We start from the raw sequence: 24,196 nt of genomic DNA, 5'->3' as shown, positions 1-24,196 counted from the left end.
TGAGATTTTAGTCATGGCTAGCGACGACCCTGAATGGATCATCCCCTCCTCCATTCCATTCGATGAACTCAAGGGCAAAGATCTTGAGGAGTGTGTTTACTGGTTGCTCGATGCCATGGGCGCTCAGGATATCGAGTGGCGCATCGGGGGCTCGGGGGGAGGCGCTGCTGATGGCGGCAGAGATCTAGAGGCGAAGATTTTGGTACCGTCCGCGGATGGTGATCTCTCCCCGAAAACCTATTGGTTTGAGTGCAAAGGCCGGTCGAAAACCGTGGAGTCTGAAGTCGTCAAACAGGCGGCCTTTAACGCGTTGGCTTTCGATGTCGATGTAGTGGTCGTCGTCACGAATAGTACATTTACCAATCCCACCGCCGACTGGGTCAAAAGCTGGAACTGCAAATACGCAATGCAGGTTCAACTGTGGGACAAGACAAAGCTTGAGCGGCTCTTGTCCAAACAGCCACGAGCAGTGTTGCGACTCTTTGGACAGTCGCTGAGCCTAGCGGGGCGCCTTCAGGCCCTGAGCTCTCGCTTCTGGAACAGGTTTGAGTACTCCCCCTCCAGCACACTCGAAGTTCTGTGGGAGCGACAGCACGAAATCACCATCGGCCCTCTTGAGCGCTTTGCACTGATCGCAAACGAGTGTGCCACTGAGACGTTAGAGCAGCGACCTTGGGCGGCAGCGGGGTCTGATGCTGATGCGGTGGAAACTTTGTTCATCGGGTTGGCAAACGTCTACTACCTCTTCTTTAGAGCCATGGAAAGCGGCGCCAATCAGACCCCACTATTTAGGGCGCTGATCTATGTGGTGCTGCAAGCAGGACGTGATCACCAACCTTCCGATATCGCCAAAATCTTTGACGTTTTCCTCTCAGAATGGAATGACCGGCCAATGCCAGAGGGGGTGACGAAGATGGTCGTAGAGCCCTTCCTACAGAATCTCCTGGTGGAGCTGCAGGAAATCTGCACGCCGACGTGTCGCCGGCTACACAGAGCACGTCGCGCAGAGCTGACCCCAGACGGGAAGAACATGGCGTCATATTGGTACCGTTTCACACCCGATGGCGCGCCCGTACCGTCGGATGAACCGATGCTGTGGCTCATAGAGACATCCAGATCATGCGATATCGGTTACCCCGTGGATGAGGAACGTAACTGCCCTCTCATTGATACTGAGCCATCTATAAGCGAGATCGAGCGGATCCTCGAAGCAGCCCAGCGGGTTGTCGCTCATCGCATGGGTTACTGGCAAGACGAGCAAGCCAGAAAAAAATCGACTTGAGCTGAAAGCCTTTTAAAACGGCTCCCAGCTCACTCGAGCGCCTACTTCAGAGTGAAATTACTGAGGCTGCGGTACCAGGCCCGTATCGGTGGAGTACGCTGCCAGTCACCAAGGATCCGATCAGCAGCAGAACCGTAGCGAACCCCATGACGACCTGATAAGCCTAGTCATAGGCAGAAACCGCAACAGCTGGAGATGCTGCTGCGAGAGCTATGAGCAGATGATGGGGTATCAGTGATCAAGTGCAGGTCAGCAATTGATATCCATCATTGGAGAAAGCAGAGGCGCGGCTGTCGTGGACTTCCTCGTGTGACAGGAGCCCTCGTCCATCCTAAGTGCATTCGCTGCTCAGCGCCCGACGTACCGCATTATTAATTGACCTCAAAACAGCTAAATGCGACGTTGCACGGGAGCGAGTGAAACGACGGCTAGACCGTCCTACCGCTTGAAGACTTCGATCGCTAATTCGATAATCGCGGCCCCTCCGACTCACGCAAGGATCTGCCGTGAAGAAGCACTACCTGGCCCTCCCCCTCTGCGCACTTTTGTTGCAAGGTTGCGGTGTGACCATGGCTCGATACGAACCCAATTACCAGAACGTGCAACAGTTGAAGCAGAGCGCCCCCATGCAGCCAATGCGGGAGGCGCAGGTGAAGGCTGATTCTGGACAAGACTCGCTAATGGTTCGCTTAAACCCAATCTCCTCGCCGGAAGGTAGCGTTCCACTGCACATCCAGGCGGCCATCAACGATGAACTTCGCCATGCAGGGCTGCTCGATCCTCAGGCTGACCGTCAACTGCAGATCCAATTGATCAAAAGCCAGCTCAATACCGGCGTGGCCAACGGTCATGGCGAACTGGCCGCACGCTTCACCGTACGCAAAGGTGACCAAGTACTGTACGAGACAACGAAGGACGTTGAGCGAGACTGGGACAGTAGCTTCTTCGGCCCAATTGCCATTCCTGCCGCTGCGAACAACTACAACCCCATGGTGCAGCAGCTACTCAAAAGCCTGTACAGCGATCCTCAGTTCGTTCAAGCCTTGAAGTGATCGAAAAAAGAGCCGCCACTGCGGCTCTTTTCTTGTCGATGTCAGATGCGCGGAACACGCAAATCGACAGCGGAATATTTCGTGCGATTGGCGTCCACCCAGTTCTTCAGTAGCGCATTGACCTGCCGGCTGAAGGTATTGGTCACAGCGGCTTTAGGCGTGTTGCCCACCAGTGGCAGGAACCAGATCCCCATCCAGGTGTTGATGGCGTCGTGATTGCTGGTCTTGCCCAAAGACTGGCCTCGATCGTCCAAGGTCTCCAGGCTCATGGTGTATTGATCAGTGGCCAAGGCTGGGATGATCGTGAACGTCAGACCGCTGAGGAAGGCCCACACCACCTGCCCGCTACCGGGTGCATGGTTGTAAACCTTCAGCCGGAGGCTGTAATCGCCCGGCTGCTTCTCGAACTCGTCAAAGGTCACACGTCCAAAAAGTCCGGACTCATTGAAGGCGCGCTTGAGCTCAGGCTTGAGCATGTCACGCGCTTGCGGCATTTCGTTTGCCTTCGAGTTGCCCGGGTCGCCCTGCAAGAAGTCGAAGTCCACGTAGACATTCGGCTTGTTCGTATAGCTGGCCATTGATGGCAGCTCCACTGGCGCCACTTCATCCTTGGTGAAGCTTGCACATCCACCCAGGCTCAACGCCAAAACCAGACCTAGGGCTTTTCCAAACTGCATGTCGACTTCCTTGCTTGATTACGAAGATATCCTTCTCACAGAAGGCGCGGCTGATTCTAGTGGCAACCGCCCAGCTCCAAAAGACCATCTAACAGGAAATCGAGCATAACGCCGGCTGTTCGAGCAAGCTCAGAAGCACTACGAGACTGTGTCGGGTTGGATGATCAACCCATCTGGCAGCGCCTGGGCATCAACACGTGGGAGCACCCTGCCCTCTGAAACGCACGTACTAGACGAAACGGGCTAGGCTCTTTTGACGGAGATTGAGCGGAAGCAAAGGATGCGATACCGAGGAGAAGTGTTTTGGGCTTGGGCAGATCTAGGACTGAAGCACCACTCACATGAGGAATTACTCAGTGACGGAGCCTATCTGGATGTACAGGTAAGGCTATCCCGATGCGGGGACACTCAGCTGTTCATTGGAATCTACGAGCCGTCAGGGCTTGTCCGCTTTGAGGAGGCATATCACACAAGACCGAATCAAACGCTCACTCGGGCCATGGTATGGGGCGCCGGTCGAGGACGTGAACTTGCCCGACGTGCTTCGCTGTCACGAAGGACAGGGCTAACGAATAGCGAATAGAAGGCCAAGCCACGACGATCAAATACAGCGACTGGACGACAGCATTGAAAAACTCGGTCGCCTGGCCGACGCGTTGGAAAGCCAAGTAATGCCCTGCCCGACCTCACGCCTTCGGCTGATCACCTGGCTAGCTGATCGGTTCAAAGGCGCCTCTGCCGTCGTCCAGGCTGAAGAGAATCTACCCAGCTTACCAGAAGGGTTGATATCGGCATACAGAGCGTGGATTCACGAGCCTGGCGTTAGCTAGTCATTCAGCACAACGATCCTAAGACCGGCCATAGGCCGCTTTGTCTCGCTGTGGAACTATGAGACCAAGGTTAGCCAGGAAGCCACCGATCGCAGCCTCACTCTCTGCGCTCCACCCTCGATCATGAACCGATTAGTGCGGATTAGGCAGCGCTAAAACCATCGCGGTAGAGCCCTCGGCGCCCATGATATCATTTCGCCGCAAGCACAACTGGGCCTTGCGTAGCTCCCAGAGTCGTGCCCAAAAATTCCTACCGCGCAACGAAAATCGAACATGAAGTCAAAACAGCCAGCCCCGAAAGACCTGATCACAGTTCGCTTCGCACATCAGACGTTCGAAGAAGACGACACAGAATCTGCAGACATCTACATCTTACCTAAAAACAAATACCGAAAAGACAGCATTTTCAAAATGGGCTGTATCATCGCCTTCAAAATAGGTGAAGGTGAATACGAAATTCTTGACGGCCATTGCGCAATTCAAGATGTGCAAAACTTACCACATTTCTTAGACAGCTCAATTGGGGCTGAAGAAACAATTGATGCACGCTCGCTAAAAGCCCCATTCAGAACACTGCTCAGCGACAGCAAGTCGTACAACATCCTATATAACCGTTTCGGCGCCAAACGAGCGAAGGAGCTATTGACCGCCACTCAAGACATCGCTGTCAGTTCTACATTTTTCGTTCCGTGGCAAGGCTTCACATCTTCCTCCGTGTTTTCCCTGGGATTCATCCGGTCGAGCGAAGCATATTTCGCCTATCGCCGAGCGAATAGGATTATCCAAGGACTGAGCATCAGGGCAGCAGACGCTCGACAGACGTTCAGTGCCGAGCTGAAAGGAAAAGGGCCGAAAGTGACCTTTGACTTTCTTTTTGACCAATCAAATTTTTTCCGGGGCCGAATCTCGGTCATCATTGGGCAAAACGGATCAGGGAAAACGGCTTCGCTTGCGAAGCTTGCGCGTGGCCTAGCAGATACGAAAAGCCAGCACGTAGCGATCACCAATCGCCCAGATCTCAATCAGGTACTAGCCTTCATCCACACCTCATCCCGCCGCCAGTTTACCCCGGCGTCCGAAGAAGGCATGGGGCGCGCCCGGATTTTCACGTTTAATCCCGCTACGCCCAAAAAGTACGATTCCGTACCTATGACCCAGCTGCTGGTGGATGTTGCGAGAAGCGTTGGCCCTATGTCCAGATCACTGGAAATTTTCAGAGAGGTCATCACCTACGAGTTCCCGAATCTCCAGCTCTACATTCCGGTTAAGAGCTCAAACAACGATCAAACAAACGCACAAAAACGTGACAGCCATGTCAATCTTGAGGACTGGATGAAAGGCGGCGAGTTCAGGCAACTCGAACAGGTTGCACAGGTTGATCATTCCCGCCCCTTAAAATTTGTCGACGCGGACAATAACGAACGCACGCTGAGCTTGGGGCAACAATCTTTCGTCAACTTCTGCTTGATAGCCCTGTCAAACGCCGGCCCATCCTCGGCATTCATTATCGATGAGCCTGAAAACTTCTTGCATCCGAACCTCATCTCGAGGTTTATGCGCACACTTAATAAAATCCTGGAAGCGACGAAATCGATCGCGATCATAGCGACTCACTCTCCCTTCGTTGTGCGCGAAGTCCAGAGTGCTCAAGTCCATGTAATGTGGGATTCCGAGGGTGTCATTAATGTCAGCCACCCTCGCCTCCAGACACTGGGCGCGAACGTAGCCTCCATTTCTGATGAGGTGTTTGGCGACGACCTGCCCCAGCACCTCTACGAAGAACTTGTCACCCACGCAAAAAATCAGAGCAGCACATTCACTGAAGCTTTGAAAAAGTACTCAGGCGAGCTGAGCACGGAGGCCCTGATGCTGCTCCGTAAGAAAATGGAAGGCGACAATGCGTAAGATCCCATTACCCGTTGTCAATGACATCGAGAATCTGCAGTTACTCGAAGCGTCCAAGTCCGATAACGCACAAGCCATCGTTGCGCAGATGCCAGCAATGAGAAACCGGTTTGAGGAATATGATCGAGGCTGTGGAAATCCGTGGGTCGTAGACATCGATCAGCAATTCGAGGGTACGAAAGCCCATTTGCAACATCTCTACACCAGCCCACCCGTGGCCTTGGGTTTTATTGCACAACTGAGAACCTCCCTGGCCGGCGCATGCCCGGTATGCGGAGGACGAGGTATTGCCACGCTCGATCACTACCTCCCCAAGAGCTTCTACGCTGAGTTTTCGTTTTACTCGAAAAACTTGGTGCCTGCGTGCTACAACTGCAATACAAAGAGAGGCAACCGCACAAAGGGTGATCTCGACGGCGAAAGGCCCGTGCACCCTTACTTCGATGCCTTCGCTGAGCGCAGAATCATGCTCATCGAAATCTCGCCTCCCTGGGAAGCGCCTGAGGTCAATGCAGTCCCTTTCGATGTCACGGGAGCTGAGCTTGTAACGGCCAAGTGGCATATCGAAAACATCATTGTCCCCGCGGGTTTCGACGGAGAGATCCGTAATCTATGGGCTGCCATCATCCGTAAGCCCCACGTGTACTTCAATGATACAACCGACATCAATGCCATGATCAGGGATTTGCAGCGCTGGCAAGGAATCGAGGAAGAATCAGATTCTTCTATGAATGGGTGGCGGTCTTGTTTCATACACGGCCTGAGCAGGAACCAAGCTGCGCTACGGTACATTTCTGAAAGCCCCATCGTAATTCCCCCTGCCTGATCGAAGCGCAGCGGGAGCACCACCCGCTGCGGCTACCGCATGCCGTTACTCACCAGCTCCTTACATAGGGTAATTTTCGCAAGCTCTTAACCCCGCTGTACCCAAAACGCCCTTCTACGCCCCCTGATTACCGACTCGAAAGTGCCTCAAAAATCACAGCCTACTCCGTCTCCCTCTGCTTGTCGTGAAGACGAGCTCGAAGGTCGCCACTCGAAAAACAAACCTGGCGACAGTCAACAAACGGGCCATATTTTGTGACGCAAATCACGTTTCTATATATTTCTTGAATGTCAATCCTATAAAAACAAAAAATAAAACGGAGTTGTTATATTTGAGGGACAAAGAAAAAGCGGGGTCTTCTTCCAATCCATTTTCTCGGTTTTTTCTACGATCTATGCCTCATGCTTTTTTTCTTTCCAGATCTAAGTCGGAACCCGGTTTCAGCTTTGCGGTGAACTCGCCTCGTATGGGTATGGGGGAAGTCGCCTTGTTCAGCCCCAAGGCTGCTGCTTTTGACTTTGGTTTCAAACAACGGGAGCGAAGCGAAAAAAAGGGATAGTCTGATTGGCCTCAGACACCCACATCATGCGCTAACAAATCCTCAGCTAGCGCTTCTAAGCCGTGTCCGTTCGCCAGGATCTGCCGCTGTAGCCGTCGCTGGAGGAAGCCCAGCAGCCTCTTACGCAGCTCCAGATGCCATCCATGGTCGTGATACCAGACGTGCCTTCTCGGCTGCTCCAGCAGCGCCTCACGCAGCGCCGCATACGCACGCTCGCCTATACAGCCGGGTGTCACTCTCACCAGGTCATCCATCCCCGACTTGCGGACATAGCTGTCTAGCCAGGTACTCAGTGTCGGCGCCAGATACTGCATCTCGCTAGCAATACGCCAGACCTCCTGATCAACCGTTTGCATCCGGATGCCTTCCCTCATCACACGTACATTGAATGGCAGCCCTAAGGGCGGGGGCAATTGGCCATCAATATACCTGCAACTCATCACCTCGGCATGCTTGCAAAGAGTTCAGTCATCGCGCGTCCGCAGTTGAACGTTGCAATAGGGACGCTGGTAGGTCACCGATAGCTTCAGAGCCGACTAGCGCTACAGGCGCTCTGACTCAACACCGGGCTCGTCCCTGGATCGATTCGCAGTAGCAAACGCGCGACTGCAGCGATAAGTTGATCCCTCGGTGCGGAAGACGGGCACATCCCTCATGCCTCTCTCAAGGATGAGTAGATACGCCCGCCGACCTTGTGGGCCAGTGAGATTGCAATTGGCTGCCGCACAGGCGCCATCCGGCTTAGTCGTGCAAGGCAGGTTGGCCGGACGAAACAACTCCAATGCGGTCTCACTCAATGCGCAGAAACATAGGCTTTGGATAATTGTGAATCATCCCGCGAAACTCGAATGACCATCACAGCTGCTACGGCGAGGATAAGCGGTAACGCCAGGCTGGCGAAGTAACCTGAAGGCCCGATGCTCTCCAGCACTACACCACCGATGGCAGACCCAATAATGGCGCCGACTCGACCCACACCGATCGCCCAGCCCGTGGCGGTAGCACGCAGTGCCGTCGGGTAAGCTGTGACGATCAGGTAGTTCAGCACCAATTGCTACCCGCCTATGCCGAAGCCTGCCAGCCCGATCAGCACAAACACGAGCGGCCATTGCTGTCCGGCCAGCCCCAGACTAAATGCAACCACGATCCCTGTTGCCAACATGGCCAGCAGAATGCTGCGCGTATTCAATCTGGGCAGCAAAATAGACAATGGGATTGCACAGGCGATGAACACGGCATTGACGGTCACAGTGCCGTAGGGCGCTAAATCGGCAGCAAGGCCTGCCGACTTCAAAACGGTAGGCAACCACGACAACAGCATGAACCAAGCGACCCAGTTAAACAGATAGGGCAACCACACCGCGACGGTACTCCGAGCAAGCCCGCCAGTGAACAGCGCGCCCACACTCGCCTTGCTGACGGTTTGCTCATGAATGGTCAGGCGCGCGTGCTCAGGCACCGGCTGCCTGGTGATCCGTTGCAGTGTCCGACGCACCCTGTCAGCGTGAATGCCTTTGGTCACTTGCAGCTGCATGGATTCGGGCAGTAGAACTGCTAGCACAATCAGCAGCGCGAGGGGTGCAATGCCTCCAATGACGTAGATGCCTTGCCAACCTATATGCGGCATCAGTTTAGCTGCAAGCAGCCCGCCGAGGATCGCGCCGCCGGGTAGCCCAAGCAGAACGCCCGTGGTAATCGCACCACGATGACGGGCGGGCCCATACTCCGCCGCCAAGGCCAGCAACAAGGGTGTAGCTCCACCCATGCCAAGGCCTGCGAGGAAGCGCAGCATCACGATGTGGGTCACATGCTGGGCGAATGCCGTGGCTAGCGTAGCGCATGCTAACAGGAAAACGGCACCCAGGATCGCGGGCCGCCGCCCTACTCTGTCACCCAACAACCCCAGGGTCATCGCACCGATTGCCATACCAATGACACCCGAAGTCATCACTGGAGCAAGTTCGCCTGGGGCCAAGTTGAATTCAGTCATTAGAGCCGGCGCGGTATAGGCAATTGCCTGGGTGTCGAAACCATCCAGCATGGCCACCAAAAAACACAGGCTGAAAACCAGCACTTGATAGCTGGACAGGGGTGCATGATCGAGTGTGTCCGGGATCGAACAGGTCGTGCTCATCTTATATTTATCTCCGCACGCGACGAATGGCCAAGGCTCGACATGCTGCACGGGCAAATGTCGAGCGGTCTCGAAAATCCTAGGCTGGGCCAACGTGTGGCTGGAAATACCTTTTCCCTCTCGTACTATGCGCGCGAGGTATGACAAGGGTCTGAGGGCAACATCGACGCAACCATTTCGATAGCCAAACATCACGTCACCTACTGATCCGCATGCGAGGCATCGCGCCGCCCAGGGGATCCAGTCAACTGAGCTCCGTCAGAACCCCTCCCCAATCCATCTACAAGCAGCGCTTGGATGAATCATGCCTTTTCGCTATCGTGCCTGAGCTAATGCGCTGGATTGGGTCTGCAGAGCGAAATGACGTCCTTGAAAACCCCGAAACTCAGCACGTATCACAAAGGTGATCTCTTTGAGCAGAAGGTATTCGACTTCCTGAGTCGTGAGCTTGAGGCCGGTAACCTCTACTTCGCTCCTCAGTTCACCACCATCCAACGCAAACCGAAATACTTCTCTCGAGAGCGAGAGGACTACATCGTGTTCGATATCTCGATCGAGGTGCGGCTTCCAGGGTTTGATGCCCCTTCGATGATCATGCTGGTCGAGTGCAAGAACTACAGCAGCACCATACCGATCAATGACGTCGAGGAGTTCAGCTCCAAGATTAGTCAGGTCACCGGCCATAACGCTAAAGGCATGCTTGTCACCGCGAGCGCATTCCAAGCTAGCGCCTTGAATTTCGCCAGGAACAAAGGCATGGCGGTGATTCGATACCTCGACGAGGGAAATTTCACCTGGGAACTCTCGCGCTCCCTGCTCATGGGCGCTATAAGCGCATCTGAGCGCAGGAGCAAAGAAATCCTGAACGCTCTCATCGCCCCCTCGTTCCAGCCTGCGATATACACCACTTACGCTGCCACTCCTCAGGGATACACGAATACATTGGCAGGTGTTTTCCAAAGCCTGTTTTCTGACCTCCGCAAGGTCATCGCGGGCTATCAGCAGCTAATCCAGCCTCAACCTACGTGCAAGCACCGGGTTGCGTTCCTCTCCTTGCAGCAGATTGAGGCAAGGGCAACAGAGGTACTGGTACCGCACTGGCTACACCAATGGTCGTGTCGATCTGGAGAAGATAATTGACCATGAACGCATGAGCAGTGGGTTGGAGGTGATCTTCCGCGGGCCATCGAGATCTGCTTTGGGCGGCATCTCGTTCAGCCCTCCGGAGATCCAGATCTTCACGGACGACAAGGATGCTCCTCTTGCCCGGTTCACCTTGGCTCACGAGCTGGGCCATTACTACCTAGGCCACGGTGCATATTTGACGCGGGAGCGACTGCATGCGAGCGATATGGAGCAGTACGATAGCGACCGAATCCCCAGAAGCGATGTCGGAAGGCTGGAGTGGCAGGCCAACGCATTTGCTTCGTTTCTCCTGATGCCAACCATGAAGCTACTCGAACGGCTCGCGTTACTGACAGTGATCTACAACATCCGAAACCGCGGACACGGCCTCCTCTACCTCGACCATCTGCCTGTGAATTACCGAAGCTTCCGACTTGTTTCAGACAACCTGAGCCATCACTTCCACGTCTCAAAAACAGCCATTCGTCTTCGCTTGAGCCGTTTGGGGCTATTGGTTGACGCCCGAACATCAAACAGGCCACCTCCCGGCCTCCCACAGATTGCTAGCCAAAGACAAGAGTGGTAGTCTCCGCGCCAAGGTACTCGGTAGGTGCCGGCAGTCCACACCAGTGAAGCTTTAGCACTATCGTGACAGTTGAAACACCCAACCTGACCCTAATCAGGTTGCCTCGTAGTGGACGCCAGGCCAGCCCTTTGCAGAGCTGAAAAATGCAAATTACCTACAGCCACATCAAGCAAGTCAAACGGCTCGCCAAAGAGCTCAAGCAAGCTCACCCCACGCTCAAGTTAAGTCAGCGCCAAGACATCGCAGCAGTCCAGGTTCTGGGCGTCAGGAATTACCATGAGGCCGCTCGCCGGTACGACCACTGGCTCATGCTCCATGTGAACGTCTCACCTGACCCCTACGGCGCGAGCAAGTGCACGGTCTGTGACTTCACTTTCGCAGCTGATCTCAAAGAAGATCGCGATGCTCATCGCGAAGTACATGAGAAGCTGCATGAGGCAGGCGAAGCGCTGGGTTTCCTCCCGGGTAGCTTACTGCAACGTGAAAAGATGAAATCTGAAGGGAGAGCGCAGGCGCTCTCTGACGAGAGCCTTGAAACCCGTATCGAAGGCGTCTTGATGGCGCTGCGCGGATGGTTCGATCGCTCTCTTTCCAACGCCATCTATGGTGAATACTGGCGCAAGCACCCAAGCTTCGAGCTGTACGTATCCATGATCCTGGACACGTTGAGCCCTCTGTACGATGAGCTCAAGCCGGTGTTAAAGGACAGGTATGGGTACCGTCCGGGCGAGATCAGCCCAGGTAAAACAGACTGGTATCCGAAGTCTCGTTAAGCCACTGAAGAGGCCTCACTATAATGGTGAGGCCTGCTTCCAAAAGCTACTTTGTCGGACTTAGCTTGCCCAACATATCTTGATACCACTTCGTCGCCGAGTTGCCTGGCTTTTCAGCTTGGAAAGAATCGCGGATAGCCTCACTGAACAGCGTGATGGATACGATATTTTCCTGCTTGAAATAGATCGGCTGAAGGATCGAGATGTCGGTCGGATAGGTATGTGTAAAGGAGACTTTGAGCGTGTCCTTATCGCGATGCCCACTGAATGATGGCCGCAGTTTCACTTCGAGATCTACACCAGTGACCTCTGTTGGAGCACCAATCGACTGAATGAGACCGACATAAACCTTTCGGTCTGTCATCGAAATCATAACCGGTCTCTTGAAGACAAAAGCATCGATCAGAGTCTTACCCATTGGACTGTGTTTCAAGGTTTCCCGGGTCAGGAACGTGGTGATTTGCTCTTCATCTTCCGTTTTGAGGTAGTGCTTCAGCTCTTGCCGAGTACTCCAAGCCCAGAGACTAGGCATCAAAAGTGTCAGAAGGCCCGTCAAAACACCGAAGACCAGCGACTGACTAGCGGGGTCAGTTGCCAGGCCGAACCGTTTCGCTACTCCACCTAAAGCAGACAGGAAATCGAGGCTGTAGTCGTAGCAGCGCGGCAAGAATGCGAGCTGCAGCGCGGGATCCACGCAGAAATTGCCCAGATCGTGCGAGAAGACCAAGGTCGCTACTGTCATGATCGCGAAAGCGTAAAGGAAGCAATAGATGCCGAAGCGTCCAACCTGCAGGTACAACAGCTGACCTTCATAGCGGTGCAGTTTGTAGTACACGATCGGATCTTTCAGGCACACCAAATACCCGCTGACCAGCAGCGGGAGCAGGAGAAGTAAAGCCATGTGTGAGAGTTAGTCCTGCTGGTCGACCAGACGCTTGCCCGCTTTGTGCAGTGTTTCGACCTGCTCCTGCAGATCGGCTGCGCCCATGGACAGACGCCCATCTTTGGCCTCTAGCGTGCTTATTTCACGCAGGGCTTGCATGAAGCGCTCGTCTTCTTGCTTCTGCGTATCGCTACGATGACCAATGCTGCTACGAAACATAACGGATTCCATTCGGACAGGGACGGACAAGGATGCATTACCACTATAGCACAGCCCTCATAGTGCCAGTACAGAGGCCATCGATAGGGAGTGCCCCACATCGAGCACCCCAGCACGGCAGCGACCAATCGGCACCATTCAAAATGGTCACGCTACCTCGACAGAAACATCCTCGACAGGTACTGCATCAGGAATCGCTGGTTTCTTGACCGTTTGCGCCTGCGCAGATGAGAAGCTATCAAGCACTGCTGTGATCTGGGGCTTCAACTGTGCTCCACTCCCGGAGCTAGCAATAACCAGCATTTTCAGCACCCGCTCATACGCACCTCGCGATACGAGATGGACAATCAGATTGTGCTGAGCAATGCCTGTGGCATCGAACAAAATGTCGAGTTGAACCTGATTATTGACCCGCAAAAGCACCCGCCACATAAAACGCGGCATTGACTTGTAAAGGGCTTCTTCTCGATCGAGTTTCCATTTCACATAGTCAGTGCGAACAGACATCTTGTAGTCGTTCGCGGTAGTCAGAAAAATGTCCCATTCGCCACGGGGCACATCCGAATACAGGGTAGACCGGACACCCTCCATGAAGATATCGAGCCCCATGATCGCATCATGAATCAGCGAGTAAGGGATACGGATTTTGTGATACAGGGGGAGCAGTAGAAAATCGATGTCGGCGTAGATGTCAGTCTCGCGCGAGGTCTCGAGCATGCTGAACTGACAGGGGTGCAAGGAGCCATCCTCAGCTGGGTCGCACCATTGCATCCTCGCAAATGGGCCCACCTGATCATCATGTCCGTAGAGTTTGTCTATTCGGGTCGAGCGGAGCTGGAATCCGGTTTCGGGATCCGCAATCGCAGGGCCATCCGAGAGAGAAAACCCGGTGATAGCTACTGCGTGCTGGCCTTTATTGACGAAGCTGTCGCCTTCCTTCTGAACCAGGCGATACACCAGGACGGAGGGAATTTTTCCTCGCAAAAAAGCGTAAGCGACGCCATTCAAGACGTCACGACGCGCGGCCCCGATCACCACCGGCTCGAGACCTACACGACGTACCGCATAAGCCATCTGGCTTGCGGTCAGTCCGTTATTGGGGAACGCTCGAGCACTCACATCACCGAATTCTTCGGGCATGTGCTCACCCGCCCAATTGGTGATTTGCACTGGAGGAGGTGTCGTATGTTGAAACAGCTTCCCAGTTCCCTGAAAGCATGACCACAAGGCGCTGGTTGCGCAGGCTGCGACCACAGTGTCCTGTTCTTGATAGGCAAGGCTATGAACCTTCAACTGCATACCGAACAGATTCACATCGTAGGTACGCAAGCACGGAAAATGGCGGCGTCCATTGTCATCAGGATAGGTTCTGAGGCACGTCCTTCCTACCACCGATTGTGGAAGAGGCTTAACCACCACGAAACCCAGGTAGGCTTGCTGCAGCCTAGCTTCAGGCTCGCAGCCCTCTCCTCCTTCAATCGCAGCTCTTAAGCCGTCCGTTCCGATTTCGACGTTGAAGAAATGCAGGCGATGGGTTCGACGTGGGTAATTCTGAAAGCACCGATCATAGTAGGCGGCGTAGTCTTCCAGGTAGTCCTTATCGATGTAGTCCTCTTCCACCACAATCGACCGCGCACCAAGAGCCGCGAAATACTCTTCGAAGTAGACACGATGAAGCTTGGCAGCAACGCGATCACGAGTGGTGAACGGCGAACCATCTACAAAGCAGCCGATGAGGTTGTCAATGCTATAAGGAAGAACGCGAAACGCCAATCTGCACCTGCCGCGGACGGGTAGTTTTTATCGATTAAGTGTAACCGATTCCGCGCATGGATATTGGACGATTAAGATCTCTCCTGGTGACTGAGCGAACCTCGTCGAGCCGATCGATCGCACGATTGGCCTCGGTGACCGCACGGCGAAGCACCTCGCGTGCCTCATCGGTTTCAAGCCAACGCACCACAGCTTCCGCCTCCTCGTCCGAGATGTAGGCCGCCGCTTGGGTTTCTACGTCATCGTCAATGAAAGGATTGGTCATGGAGGCACCGAGATAGAAGAGAGAATGTGTTGCTTTTTGAGGCTATCAGTCGAGCTTAGCCCGGGTCAAACCCTGTCGCGTGATACGAGACGTTGCAAAACACGTTTACGTAACGTGTCGTCAGACCCAGCCGCCCTTCAAAAAGTGCAATCGGGTTGTGACAAGCAGGATCATCCGCCGTTCGTGTAGCCAAGGGGATCCGGCGCGGAGACTAGACTAAGACCCGCGAGGATTCCAGCGATAATTAGTAACCACCGCTACCGTTCGTGAGATTCGCCCTGCCCTTCGTCTAAAACTCGGCCACACGACCACCCTAATGTGCCACGCACCGTAATCTGGGACGCTGTCAGCTCCTTTCGGTGACAACTGGAAACCCTTCCGGTCATCCACGTAAGGCTACGGAAGCTCAACGTAATGCTCGGCAATCGCGCCTACGTCCATGAAATGCCCAATGACGAATGCCTCGAAGAGGTCAGCGACATGAAGGGTCAACGCTTTGTCTAGTCGAATGATTTTCAGGCAAACCTTAAGCGCCACTGCAAGCCAGTACTCTGATGGCTTGCCGTCACGATTGGAAGCAAACAAACGCATACCGTGATTGAAAACATGCTCGTCATACCTATACCAAGGCGTATAACCGGGTGCAATGGTCGAAGGAGTATCGGCCCGGTAGAAGGTAGCGATGAGGTGAGTGATCAGTAGGTCAAGCAACTGCAAGTGACGCACTGCGTTGTTGATGATTTCTTTGCCATGATTTTGAAGAATCATGCTCAAAATGTAGCTGGACAGAGGATTAGGGTTTTGGGCCAGGCCTCGCATCTCCGTAAGCGTCAGGGCTCGCGGCAACGTCCCGAGCGCAAATAGCAACAGTCCGTGGCGCTTCTCCTCAAAATCAAAATCGGCGGTATCAACGACCCGGAGCAGGATGCTGTTGACGTCTGCCACCTTCCAGCCTTTCGAGTGATGAAGACCCGCGAAGCTGACATCCATACAGAACCATGGCAAATCATTAGCCGAAGAAAGCTGCATCGCCAGGTAGACCGTGATGTCGATGCCATCCTTGATCGAATACAGTTCCAGTGAAGTGTCATGTACCACTGGATGCCTAACTACGCATGTCTCCAGGATCCTTCTCATTGCCAGCAGTGTATGGCCATCTCGCGCCTGAACATCAGACGCCGTAGTCCTGACTAACCTCCCAGCGCCGTTGACCCCCATCATGAGAAAGTCTTCATGCGTGACGTCCGCGATCCACTGCTCAAGGATAACCTTCGTCTCAGCCGGTAGTACGAAGGTGAACCCCTCGCCAATCAGCTTCTCGACCGCATTGGTCATCGCCAAGTAGGCGATTGAAAACGCGTCCAACACCACTTCACCAGGCTCGGCCACGCCATCGCTGACCAATAGGGATTTCGGAATGCTTTTGTCTCCCCAAGCATTCAGCGCAGCCTTGATCGGGCTGTCAGAGCTGAGCGCATGCACGCGAATGAACAGGGGTATCTCCCTGTCGTACTCAATCTCTCTGTGCGCTTGGTCGAACCGCAATTTTTCCTCGAGGAAAGAGACAAATTGTTGCGGATCTTTGGGCACCTGGAGAATGGCAAACACATCGCTCCCATCGTTCTGAGTGTGCCTCAGTTCGGACGCAAGCCTTATGCAGGCAAGGTAAGGCGGCATCCGAGACAGGAGCTTGTAATTCACTATCCCCATGGGAGCGCTCTGGCCAGGCTCCAGTGAAACCAGAAGGGTCGCGAGCTGGCTGCCCCTCACCAAAACGTGCTGCCCCTTGGCTTCACCCTCTTCGACGATCAAGCGAATCTGACGCTTGCCATCTTGCTCGAACTCAACCCCCTCCAGATAGCCCGGAAGAACACTCGAGAGCTCAGCGTCCGCTCGACGCCGCCACTTACCACCAAAATGAAAATTGACAAGCATGATGGCCCTTGCTGAAGGGTCTTCCATGAACCATCGCACCAGTCGAAGCTCGGCACGATTAAAGCTGCCAGCAGCCGCCAGGTATCGCATTGCGACCATCGATTCATGTGAGTAAGCCTCCAGAATCTCGTCAGGCAGAAGATCGTGGAATCGGCGCTGCTCCTCGATGCTCCTGAAACGATCGCGAAGCTCACAACCGCGAAGCCAACAATGCAGGTTCAGCGGAGCTGTCTCGAGCAGTTGATCACTGATAGCCAAAGCACGATCCGTATTACCCAGCGCTTCTTCTTTCAGGGAAAGAAAGCTCATCAGGGAGAGCGAGCGCTGGCTATCTGGGATGCGTCCAACCACGTTATCAAACGACTGGTACTGCTGGGTTTGGAGCAAGCATTTCAAGTGGAGCAATACGAACGGCGACGGCCAAAGCTCGCCTGAAGGCAACATCGTTGTCGTTAACGCCAACGCTTTGTCAGGTATCTCTGCATCGAACAGGCTCTCCGCCAGTTCCATTACAATCCAGGGCGTCAGCTCGCTACCGATGCGTGCCTCGAATAAGCTTATAAATTCATCCACTCGCTTACCCAAGTCGTAGCGGTCAGCTTTGAGATTGGTGAGTACAGCAAGCTGAGAGTGAGCGAGCAGCTTTACCAGCTCAGACTCGATGTCACCTGAGTCACGGAGAGGTTTCTCCAGCACGATCCAGCGCTCTAGCTCAGCGGTATTAGCTAGCCGAGTGAAGAACACAGCATCAAGCGCGTCGACAGCCTCACTGTCCAGCAGCGACCGACACCAGGAAGAGCGGGCTTCATTGCTGAGTTGCGCCTCAGTAACCGACCGCATGGCTGGAGACAATTCGGAACTGTCTCCTCGAGCGGCTCTGATGCGCGCTGCTATTTCAGGGTACAGCGCGCTCAGCTGATCGAGGTGATGAGCACAGGCTTCCACTAACCGGGTAGGTAAGGAGGTCTGGAAGTACTCGAGAATCGCGCCGGCCATGTTAAAAAGCCTCGCATCATTGCCCCCCGATACGTCGATCAGATCAGCAAGCTCGCTCACCAGGTCGTCAATGGACTGCTTCGATTGTGGATCAGTCAACCAGTACTGGCGCGTTCTGAATACTGGGGTCAGCCGCAACGCTGTGGAGATGAGCAGGAGTACTCGCGAGTTTTGCGAAGGATAAAGCTGGCTAAGTCGTGCAGCAGCAGGCTCTGAGATCTCAAGGGCGTCAAGGCGATGGGCGCCATCTACGATTCCAGCGAGCTCCGCCTCACTCAGGATCAGCTGCTTACTGGCGGTCAGCAACACATCCTGAGTGGCATAATAGCGATAGAACGCTTCACGCGAGTAGGGGCCAGTCTGAGGCGTGTCATGGTAAAGCGCTTGAGCTGACGCCTCAAAGTCGGTGCTCCTCGAGAACTTGAGAAGCGCGGCGATACAGTGGTCTCTGACAGTATCGTCCCGAGTCACCGCGCAGACGCGGGTCACTGCATTGAGCGCCGCTTGCGTTCCCTCAGGCTCCACCAATTCACCAGCAAGCGCGATCACGTCCAGCAGGTCACTGACCTCCGAATTCCCGCTCTTCGTCAGCTTCAGCATCTCAAGCTGCGTCCTGGCTATCGCTACATCTTTGCGACGCACGCTCGCCTGAACCGCAGCGATAGCATCCCGGAGATCGGCGGGCGCCAAAGCCTGGACAACCATATCAAGCTTCAGCCCGACGTTATCCCCTCCACCGCTGTGACTTTGATTGATCGTATCCGCGATACCGCCCTGAATCATCTCCCGCTTCTCCTGCTTACTGATACGAAATTTTGTGACCGGCCACGTTGTCACCACTGCCACTGTGGTGCTGGTTGACGGTAGTGATCGTCGATGGAGCAACCGTGGCAACCTGCGCGTTGATCTGCTGCATCAACTGACCAAACTCTTGAGATTTGTCGATACGGCGCTCGATGGCGATTGGGGTGTGCTCGTCAGTGATCTCAAGCTTCGCAAGCTGCTCAGCAACCTGGGCCGCCACGGCATCCTGCGAGATCCATCGGCCCAACCGCTCCTTGAGCTTGTCGGCGGTGAGTAGAAAACCATCTCTCACGATCTCGTAGGCTGCATTCGAGATAATTGCGCTGGTGATGAAATCCATAATTACGTTCCTTGCAATGTCATGGGTAGGAGCCTCAAAGGTCGGGGCCTGTGTTATTTTGAGGGGTGGCGGGGTCAATCCTGCGGCGGTCGCCATTGACCTTCGGGATTACTGCGACTCGGGTGAAAGGCGTTAGAGCTGATTGTACCGCCTCAGAGGAATGAATGGCTCAGTGCCATGATCGGTTACGTTTAATGTGGGACTGACAGGTGCGCTCGCCGACAAGAGATCAAGGGCCCTTCTGTCAATGAGGCCGTGGCTGCTTAGGGTCTGAAGCCTGAGGTCACCCAAGATTATTCCCGGATGACCTGTGAATGGACTCAGAACAGCTTATGCTTCCTTTTCATCTTCGCAGTTTGAATCCGAAAGCAGCCCAGCGCGCATAGCATCGCGGCGAAAGCAACTACGTATGGAAAGGACTGCCAGCATGACTTGGCTTGAACGATTTCATAGGTAACCAGCGCCAGATCCTCCATTCCCCTGTTCGCCATGGCCAGCGCGAACGGGATGACAACCCATGCACCTATCGCCTTAGCCAACTCGGTCTGAGTACAATCAAAGAGCTTCTGCAGGAGCGACTTCATACTTGCCTCCTAGGGCGTACTGAGAGCGGTCATCCTGGATTGAACGGGTATTCCATGCATCTCAACCCGATGCACTTACTCTCCTGAGTTGAAAGTGCGGCATTTCGACAACGCTGTCCAACGTTTCAAGTCGTGACCCAGGGTCATACCAGTGGCCGAAGCTGTGCACGATATCGCGCAGGAAACCATCCGGGCATGCAATGCTAGGCCGAAACACCGATGGGCGCTTCCATACTCTTCGTTTCACCTTGGCCACGTGCTTATGCTATTACGCAGGACACTTTGACGAGCCCACTTAGGTTCAGATCTCTATCACAAAATCAGGGGCGAATCCTGTTCGCTCGCCAGGATACCCCTTGGGATTCGAGACGAGCCGGCAGCCTGAGATTTCTGTGTCAACAGCATGGTGCGTGTGACCAAAGATCCACGCATTCGCCTGCTCGACCAAGTCATGCCATTGGTTGTAGTAAGCCGCCGCAAGGTGGCCTTCATGGCCATTCCCGGCGACCTCTGCGATCGGGCAGTGGTGTGTAACCACCACCGTCTTGCCGTCAAACGGCTTAGCGAGTTCAGTGACGAGAAACTCGCGGGTCGCGATGTTCCGGGCTATGAGGTCGACCGGGCGAAGCTTCCTGTAACCTTCTCCAATTCGGATGCGCTTGAAGTCGTTCATCCATTCAGCACATTCCCTCATCGCTGCCCTGTAGTCCCCGGTCGAGGTGAAGTCTGTCCACCCAGTCGCCACTAGGAAGCGAGTGGCACCGATAATCAGGGTTTGGTTGTCCAGGACGTGAACATGCGCTGCAGCTGTATCGCGCATCTTGATCAGCTCTCGATTAATGTGCGATTTGTAAAACTCGTGGTTGCCGCAGACGTAAATCACCTTGCACTTAAACGTCTCATTTGCCCACGTCACACCGCGACTCAGCACCGAGATGTCGCCTGCGAGTACAACCAGATCGGCCTCTACTGGAGGAGGCTCGAACCCTGAAAATTCCAGATGCAAATCTGAGTAGATCGCTATCTTCAAGTACCTATCCTCCGTGTTGTAAGTGTCGGGCCGTCACTTCAAGTCGCATCCTTGCTGACCCGCCACCCAACGTTATCGAGGGTAAGCACTGCCGTGAGGCTCGTATGCTTGCGCAAGCCTGGCCCGGCGAGGTAATAAAGTGTGTCCTTGCTCTCAAAGACCGACTCAAGCAGAGCAAACATGAAGCTCGATCTCAGTCCTCCAGGCCGCGAACTTTGAGTGCGACTGTCAAAAACGATCTGACGCCCCAGCATCACGGTAGGTAGAAGACCCTGCGCCTCCAGTGTCCTCTCGTCTTTGTCCGACACCATAACGTCAAGCAGTATCCAATTCCTGATCACGCAGAAGGGTTTCTCCTCCGACCGGCTCCTCGCTATTTCAATCAACTGATCGTCCGAAAATTCCAGCCCTTGTACGTGCTCCGCGCCGTCGAGTAAAAAGTACGCCAACTGTGCTGCTTCCACCGTCCCACCTTTCTCGTCATTAGGCCCGACGACCGAATGTTCAGTCGTCGCTATCGTCTGCGGCGCACAAGGTTGACCCTCACCGCCGACCAAATTTGTCCGCAAGCTTCTCAACGCATCATCGACGCTCAGACCTGCTGCCCGTGCCTTCAGGATCTGACTTGCAATCAGCTCTGTCAGATCCTCATCACCCAGCTGACTCCAGCTACCAACCACTGAGTCGCTCCCCTGGTGCGTGAGGGAAGCGGCAGCTGTCCTGGCCGCTTCGTACCCAGGCCGGTCGACAACTTCTGTTGGTTCTACCGATACCCTACCGTCCACGCACGACAACGTCTTCAACGCCTTGAGAGAAGCCGTGATTTCTTTTTCTAACTCGGTCAGCGCCTTGGGTTTGAAAAAACGCATATGCACCTCCACGCTCATAAACGGAATGATGCGAATCGTGAGTCAGGCTCCACAGAAGCCCAGTCACAGACGACATAGATGCTCCCATTTACTGTGCGATACAGGCGAAATCCCTCCTGCTCCCAACCCCCTTCTAACCGAGAACTTCGGATGACGGCGCCATCCTCAAAACGGCCTCGACTCTCGCCGTAAACGATGCCAACCAAGCAGCCTAAATGCAGGTCGATCGCGGCGTGGTACAGGTACCCCGTGACCAATGACCCAAACTCGGCAGCGCGCGCCCGAGCAATGCACTCTGGCTCGCCACAGGTACCGCTTGCGGGCCGCCGATCTGACGCTTCCAAATGGTCATCCATCTCAATGCACCTCGAAGAACGAGCGCAAAGCACCGTTTGCGTAGTACCAATGGGCAACAACGTACAGCCCGCCGCCCAGTGCTCGCACAACCAGGTAACCTCCCCGATAGAAACGCTCCACCACTGGCGGCGTCCGCATCGGCAGCCCCTCTGGGAAGTCATGGCGATGGTCGCAGAAGATCAGGCCGGTCATCTGCGGTGGCTTGTCCAGCGCGCACATGAGATATCCAACGATTTTTTCATCGGGTATCGCCTCCCTGGCCGCCTGAATGACTTTAGGAAGCCGATTGAACGTAACGTACGCCTTGGTGGCGCCAAACGTCTTGATCAAGTAACCCAGACCGGTGCCTGCACTCATCAGATCTCAACCTCAAAATCTGGGCGAAACTGCAGCCGCTCCCCCGGATAGCCTCTTGGGTTCGACACCACACGGCAGTCACCCTCCATGAGGTCGACCGGACAGTGCGTATGGCCGAAAACCCAAAGATCTGCCTGCTGAAGGAGATCCGGCCAGTGATTGGCATACGCCGCATCAAGGTGGTCACGTGGCCCATTCAAAACCCCAACCAATGGAGCATGGTGAGTCACCACCACGGTACGTCCAGCAAAGGGTTGGCTGAGCTCCTGGGAAAGCCAGGCACGTGAAGCCACATTATGTGCAGCTACATCTTCTGGACATAACCGGCGATTGTCCGGGCCAGTCCGAATCATCCGAAAATCATTCATCCGTTCAGCAGCCCTACGCATGGCAATGTCTGCGGAGCCGGTCAAAGAAAAATCAGTCCAGGCAGTGGCACACAGAAACCGAGTTTGCTTCCAAATCCAACATTCGTTCTCCAGAACATGAACGTGCGGTGCTGCTACCGCCCTCATCTCCTCGAGCGTTCCATCCAGGTGGCCATCGTAAAATTCGTGATTCCCACAGATGTAAATGACGGGACAACTGAACGTCTCATTGGCCCACTGTACGCCTCGAGTTTTCACCCCGATGTCCCCCGCCAAAATAACCACATCAGCGTCCGAGGCCGGAGGTGTAAACGTCTCGAATTCAGTGTGTAGATCGGAGTAAACACGGATTTTCATCGGGCACCAAGGCTGGCTATCTCATTAGGGGTACAGCTTCGATTTAGGCCTATATTGAATCTGGCTGCCCCTACCGCGAGATAATCGACAGCAGTCCATACGGCTCTTGGCCGGCCAATGCGTTGCACTCACAAAACTATACTTTATTGAGTGCAACACAGCAAACGGGGCATACAGTCGTATTTACCGAGATGCCCACGGATGCTCAGGCAAGCCATAGCCGCCGCATTGCAGCACGTACGCCAGAAGCAGCAGGTGCTGCTCACAGATTTCGACGAAGGCGTCAGTAGCGTTCACACGAGTCGAGTGGAACGCGCCAAGAGCGGCGTGACTATTGAAAAGTTAGACTCAATCGCCCGGGAGCTCGGTGTCCACCCGCTTACGGTGTTAGCGCTTGCCTACGGCGCACAGGAATCCGTGGTGCCTACGGATCTGCTTGAGCGCATATCTAATGAAGTGACATCACTCGGCGGCTCATTTGCTGCGCTTCCGATCGATCAGTCGGAGCGTGTACACGGTCGTGTAGCTGCTGCTCAGCGCAGACGTGATGACGTGCAACGCCTCAAAGCCAAAGGAATGACCATGGCCGAAGCCGCCGAAGAACTCGGCATCGCCCGGCAGACGGTTTGGCGTCATTGGTGACCTGCGCGATCCCTCTATCACATGACACAAGGTGCGGGTGGATACGCACTGACGGAACGGCTCGTGACGGAAGATGTGTTCTACCGTCACGAACCGAATCTGAACGCGGCTGAAGCTCAGAACTTGATTAGCTGCCCTACAAGGTATTGAGCCCCGAGCCCCACGACGCCACCAACCGACATGAAATCCTTCCAAGTGTCGTACTGCAGCATTGAGATGGCTCCCACTCCGACACCAGTCAAAAACATTGTCGACAGCCAGAATGGCCAAGCTTTCGCGCAGATTTTCATAAGCATCATGAAATTGGCACGCTCCAGGAACTCGTCCACGCGGCCCCGGTACTCACCACCACGCAGAAACGCAAGGACTGCGACAACAGCGACAACAGCGAGCGCCACAGTCGGTGAGATAAAGGGTTTGGCGATGCCGGCGAGCGTCATCGTGAATGACCCGATCACGGCCAACGTCGCCATGTACGCATTCGCCGTCTGGTAGATAGATTTACCTAGGGTGGGATCGATTCGCTTGTCCATAAGACTCCAATAGCAAGAGTGGGTGTGAATCGATGATAAGACTCTCCTCCAAGAATGTACGTCATAAAGCCACCACGAATGCTGTCACGCCCCCACTGCCGTTCGCACCTGTCGCCTACCGGAGTTTGCTGAGGT

At 54.6% G+C, this 24,196-nt stretch carries 24 protein-coding genes; 8 read left to right on the top strand and 16 right to left on the bottom strand.

The features are described from left to right. Positions 1–13 precede the first annotated feature (13 nt). Together CKW22_RS18515 and CKW22_RS18510 are read left to right on the top strand one after the other, a co-directional pair. Entirely contained in the window at positions 14–1,282 is a 1,269-nt protein-coding gene (locus CKW22_RS18515; RefSeq protein WP_095064605.1) for a restriction endonuclease, read from the top strand. A gap of 506 nt (positions 1,283–1,788) precedes the next feature. Further along, the gene (locus CKW22_RS18510) at positions 1,789–2,334 is read left to right on the top strand and encodes a hypothetical protein (protein ID WP_095064604.1); all 546 of its coding nucleotides are present in this window, start codon (positions 1,789–1,791) and stop codon (positions 2,332–2,334) included. Positions 2,335–2,375: 41 nt separating this feature from the next. Here CKW22_RS18510 and CKW22_RS18505 read toward each other — a convergent pair whose 3' ends face one another. Continuing rightward, entirely contained in the window at positions 2,376–3,011 is a 636-nt protein-coding gene (locus tag CKW22_RS18505) for a hypothetical protein (RefSeq protein ID WP_095064603.1), read from the bottom strand. 1,103 nt (positions 3,012–4,114) lie between these two features. Between CKW22_RS18505 and CKW22_RS18490 the strand changes: the two genes are divergently transcribed. Both CKW22_RS18490 and CKW22_RS18485 read left to right on the top strand, forming a co-directional pair. Next, positions 4,115–5,746 carry an AAA family ATPase gene (locus tag CKW22_RS18490; protein WP_095064600.1) on the top strand — a complete coding sequence of 544 codons (1,632 nt, stop codon included), beginning with the start codon at positions 4,115–4,117 and terminating at the stop codon, positions 5,744–5,746. Then, positions 5,739–6,572, top strand: a complete 834-nt coding sequence (locus CKW22_RS18485) for an HNH endonuclease (protein ID WP_095064599.1) — start codon at positions 5,739–5,741, stop codon at positions 6,570–6,572. The genes CKW22_RS18490 and CKW22_RS18485 overlap by 8 nt, the downstream gene beginning before the upstream one ends. 570 nt (positions 6,573–7,142) lie before the next feature. Here the strand turns inward: CKW22_RS18485 and CKW22_RS18480 are convergent. The 3 genes from CKW22_RS18480 to CKW22_RS18475 form a co-directional block, all read right to left on the bottom strand. After that, entirely contained in the window at positions 7,143–7,487 is a 345-nt protein-coding gene (locus tag CKW22_RS18480) for a hypothetical protein (RefSeq protein WP_218192459.1), read from the bottom strand. Between the two features lie 437 nt (positions 7,488–7,924). Beyond that, positions 7,925–8,179 carry a hypothetical protein gene (locus tag CKW22_RS27920; RefSeq protein ID WP_256577316.1) on the bottom strand — a complete coding sequence of 85 codons (255 nt, stop codon included), beginning with the start codon at positions 8,177–8,179 and terminating at the stop codon, positions 7,925–7,927. 6 nt (positions 8,180–8,185) lie between these two features. After that, a complete protein-coding gene (locus CKW22_RS18475) occupies positions 8,186–9,265 on the bottom strand; it encodes an MFS transporter (protein ID WP_256577315.1) in 1,080 nt (359 codons plus the stop codon). A gap of 360 nt (positions 9,266–9,625) precedes the next feature. Between CKW22_RS18475 and CKW22_RS27915 the strand changes: the two genes are divergently transcribed. The 3 genes from CKW22_RS27915 to CKW22_RS18465 all read left to right on the top strand — a co-directional run bounded on the left by CKW22_RS27915 (position 9,626) and on the right by CKW22_RS18465 (position 11,749). Then, positions 9,626–10,405 carry a restriction endonuclease gene (locus tag CKW22_RS27915; RefSeq protein ID WP_256577314.1) on the top strand — a complete coding sequence of 260 codons (780 nt, stop codon included), beginning with the start codon at positions 9,626–9,628 and terminating at the stop codon, positions 10,403–10,405. 10 nt (positions 10,406–10,415) lie between these two features. Further along, a complete protein-coding gene (locus CKW22_RS27910; RefSeq protein ID WP_256577313.1) occupies positions 10,416–10,976 on the top strand; it encodes an ImmA/IrrE family metallo-endopeptidase in 561 nt (186 codons plus the stop codon). Between the two features lie 143 nt (positions 10,977–11,119). Then, complete coding sequence (locus tag CKW22_RS18465) at positions 11,120–11,749, top strand: hypothetical protein (RefSeq protein WP_095064597.1); 630 nt, start codon at positions 11,120–11,122, stop codon at positions 11,747–11,749. Positions 11,750–11,795: 46 nt separating this feature from the next. On the opposite strand, the gene CKW22_RS18460 is transcribed toward CKW22_RS18465, so the two are convergent. From CKW22_RS18460 to CKW22_RS18405, 11 genes are all read right to left on the bottom strand, one after another. Beyond that, positions 11,796–12,650, bottom strand: a complete 855-nt coding sequence (locus CKW22_RS18460; RefSeq protein ID WP_095064596.1) for a hypothetical protein — start codon at positions 12,648–12,650, stop codon at positions 11,796–11,798. A 9-nt stretch (positions 12,651–12,659) separates the two neighbouring features. Then, positions 12,660–12,851 carry a hypothetical protein gene (locus CKW22_RS18455; RefSeq protein WP_086979356.1) on the bottom strand — a complete coding sequence of 64 codons (192 nt, stop codon included), beginning with the start codon at positions 12,849–12,851 and terminating at the stop codon, positions 12,660–12,662. 147 nt (positions 12,852–12,998) lie between these two features. Beyond that, entirely contained in the window at positions 12,999–14,624 is a 1,626-nt protein-coding gene (locus CKW22_RS18450) for a hypothetical protein (RefSeq protein ID WP_095064595.1), read from the bottom strand. Positions 14,625–14,658: 34 nt separating this feature from the next. Continuing rightward, positions 14,659–14,889 (bottom strand): hypothetical protein, encoded by a 231-nt coding sequence (locus tag CKW22_RS18445; protein ID WP_086979352.1) that lies wholly within the window; start codon positions 14,887–14,889, stop codon positions 14,659–14,661. 396 nt (positions 14,890–15,285) lie between these two features. Then, positions 15,286–18,603: a hypothetical protein gene (locus CKW22_RS18440; protein ID WP_095064594.1), complete on the bottom strand. Its 3,318-nt coding sequence runs from the start codon at positions 18,601–18,603 to the stop codon at positions 15,286–15,288. A 16-nt stretch (positions 18,604–18,619) separates the two neighbouring features. Next, positions 18,620–18,964 carry a hypothetical protein gene (locus tag CKW22_RS18435; protein ID WP_086979348.1) on the bottom strand — a complete coding sequence of 115 codons (345 nt, stop codon included), beginning with the start codon at positions 18,962–18,964 and terminating at the stop codon, positions 18,620–18,622. A gap of 320 nt (positions 18,965–19,284) precedes the next feature. Continuing rightward, positions 19,285–19,548 (bottom strand): hypothetical protein, encoded by a 264-nt coding sequence (locus CKW22_RS18430; RefSeq protein WP_095064593.1) that lies wholly within the window; start codon positions 19,546–19,548, stop codon positions 19,285–19,287. Positions 19,549–19,849: 301 nt separating this feature from the next. Further along, positions 19,850–20,578 carry a metallophosphoesterase family protein gene (locus CKW22_RS18425; protein ID WP_095064592.1) on the bottom strand — a complete coding sequence of 243 codons (729 nt, stop codon included), beginning with the start codon at positions 20,576–20,578 and terminating at the stop codon, positions 19,850–19,852. 38 nt (positions 20,579–20,616) lie between these two features. Beyond that, positions 20,617–21,447, bottom strand: a complete 831-nt coding sequence (locus tag CKW22_RS18420) for a hypothetical protein (protein WP_143500753.1) — start codon at positions 21,445–21,447, stop codon at positions 20,617–20,619. A 357-nt stretch (positions 21,448–21,804) separates the two neighbouring features. Further along, positions 21,805–22,161, bottom strand: coding sequence for a hypothetical protein (locus CKW22_RS18410; RefSeq protein WP_095064590.1), 357 nt, complete (start codon positions 22,159–22,161; stop codon positions 21,805–21,807). Continuing rightward, on the bottom strand, positions 22,161–22,886 hold the full coding sequence (locus CKW22_RS18405; RefSeq protein ID WP_095064589.1) for a metallophosphoesterase family protein: 726 nt from the start codon (positions 22,884–22,886) through the stop codon (positions 22,161–22,163). Before CKW22_RS18405 ends, CKW22_RS18410 begins: the two co-directional genes overlap by 1 nt. A gap of 201 nt (positions 22,887–23,087) precedes the next feature. On the opposite strand from CKW22_RS18405, the gene CKW22_RS18400 reads away from it, so the two are divergent. Then, the gene (locus CKW22_RS18400) at positions 23,088–23,528 is read left to right on the top strand and encodes a transcriptional regulator (protein WP_095064588.1); all 441 of its coding nucleotides are present in this window, start codon (positions 23,088–23,090) and stop codon (positions 23,526–23,528) included. A gap of 116 nt (positions 23,529–23,644) precedes the next feature. Here CKW22_RS18400 and CKW22_RS18395 read toward each other — a convergent pair whose 3' ends face one another. After that, a complete protein-coding gene (locus tag CKW22_RS18395) occupies positions 23,645–24,061 on the bottom strand; it encodes a hypothetical protein (RefSeq protein ID WP_095064587.1) in 417 nt (138 codons plus the stop codon). Positions 24,062–24,196: the final 135 nt, after the last annotated feature.

It is taken from the genome of Pseudomonas sp. Irchel s3f19 (genome assembly GCF_900187555.1).
In the GTDB taxonomy this organism is placed as follows: domain Bacteria; phylum Pseudomonadota; class Gammaproteobacteria; order Pseudomonadales; family Pseudomonadaceae; genus Aquipseudomonas; species Aquipseudomonas capeferrum.
This window is presented reverse-complemented; position numbering and strand designations above follow the sequence as displayed.

Excerpts from the sequence above, each read along its gene's own strand:
- CKW22_RS18515 (WP_095064605.1), top strand. The coding sequence starts at position 14 with ATGGCTAGCGACGACCCTGAATGGATCATCCCCTCCTCCATTCCATTC.
- CKW22_RS18505 (WP_095064603.1), bottom strand. The coding sequence starts at position 3,011 with ATGCAGTTTGGAAAAGCCCTAGGTCTGGTTTTGGCGTTGAGCCTGGGT.
- CKW22_RS18490 (WP_095064600.1), top strand. The coding sequence starts at position 4,115 with ATGAAGTCAAAACAGCCAGCCCCGAAAGACCTGATCACAGTTCGCTTC.
- CKW22_RS18485 (WP_095064599.1), top strand. The coding sequence starts at position 5,739 with ATGCGTAAGATCCCATTACCCGTTGTCAATGACATCGAGAATCTGCAG.
- CKW22_RS18480 (WP_218192459.1), bottom strand. The coding sequence starts at position 7,487 with ATGCAAACGGTTGATCAGGAGGTCTGGCGTATTGCTAGCGAGATGCAG.
- CKW22_RS18475 (WP_256577315.1), bottom strand. The coding sequence starts at position 9,265 with ATGAGCACGACCTGTTCGATCCCGGACACACTCGATCATGCACCCCTG.
- CKW22_RS27915 (WP_256577314.1), top strand. The coding sequence starts at position 9,626 with ATGACGTCCTTGAAAACCCCGAAACTCAGCACGTATCACAAAGGTGAT.
- CKW22_RS27910 (WP_256577313.1), top strand. The coding sequence starts at position 10,416 with ATGAGCAGTGGGTTGGAGGTGATCTTCCGCGGGCCATCGAGATCTGCT.
- CKW22_RS18465 (WP_095064597.1), top strand. The coding sequence starts at position 11,120 with ATGCAAATTACCTACAGCCACATCAAGCAAGTCAAACGGCTCGCCAAA.
- CKW22_RS18460 (WP_095064596.1), bottom strand. The coding sequence starts at position 12,650 with ATGGCTTTACTTCTCCTGCTCCCGCTGCTGGTCAGCGGGTATTTGGTG.
- CKW22_RS18455 (WP_086979356.1), bottom strand. The coding sequence starts at position 12,851 with ATGTTTCGTAGCAGCATTGGTCATCGTAGCGATACGCAGAAGCAAGAA.
- CKW22_RS18445 (WP_086979352.1), bottom strand. The coding sequence starts at position 14,889 with ATGACCAATCCTTTCATTGACGATGACGTAGAAACCCAAGCGGCGGCC.
- CKW22_RS18440 (WP_095064594.1), bottom strand. The coding sequence starts at position 18,603 with ATGATTCAGGGCGGTATCGCGGATACGATCAATCAAAGTCACAGCGGT.
- CKW22_RS18435 (WP_086979348.1), bottom strand. The coding sequence starts at position 18,964 with ATGGATTTCATCACCAGCGCAATTATCTCGAATGCAGCCTACGAGATC.
- CKW22_RS18430 (WP_095064593.1), bottom strand. The coding sequence starts at position 19,548 with ATGAAGTCGCTCCTGCAGAAGCTCTTTGATTGTACTCAGACCGAGTTG.
- CKW22_RS18420 (WP_143500753.1), bottom strand. The coding sequence starts at position 21,447 with ATGCGTTTTTTCAAACCCAAGGCGCTGACCGAGTTAGAAAAAGAAATC.
- CKW22_RS18410 (WP_095064590.1), bottom strand. The coding sequence starts at position 22,161 with ATGAGTGCAGGCACCGGTCTGGGTTACTTGATCAAGACGTTTGGCGCC.
- CKW22_RS18405 (WP_095064589.1), bottom strand. The coding sequence starts at position 22,886 with ATGAAAATCCGTGTTTACTCCGATCTACACACTGAATTCGAGACGTTT.
- CKW22_RS18400 (WP_095064588.1), top strand. The coding sequence starts at position 23,088 with ATGCTCAGGCAAGCCATAGCCGCCGCATTGCAGCACGTACGCCAGAAG.
- CKW22_RS18395 (WP_095064587.1), bottom strand. The coding sequence starts at position 24,061 with ATGGACAAGCGAATCGATCCCACCCTAGGTAAATCTATCTACCAGACG.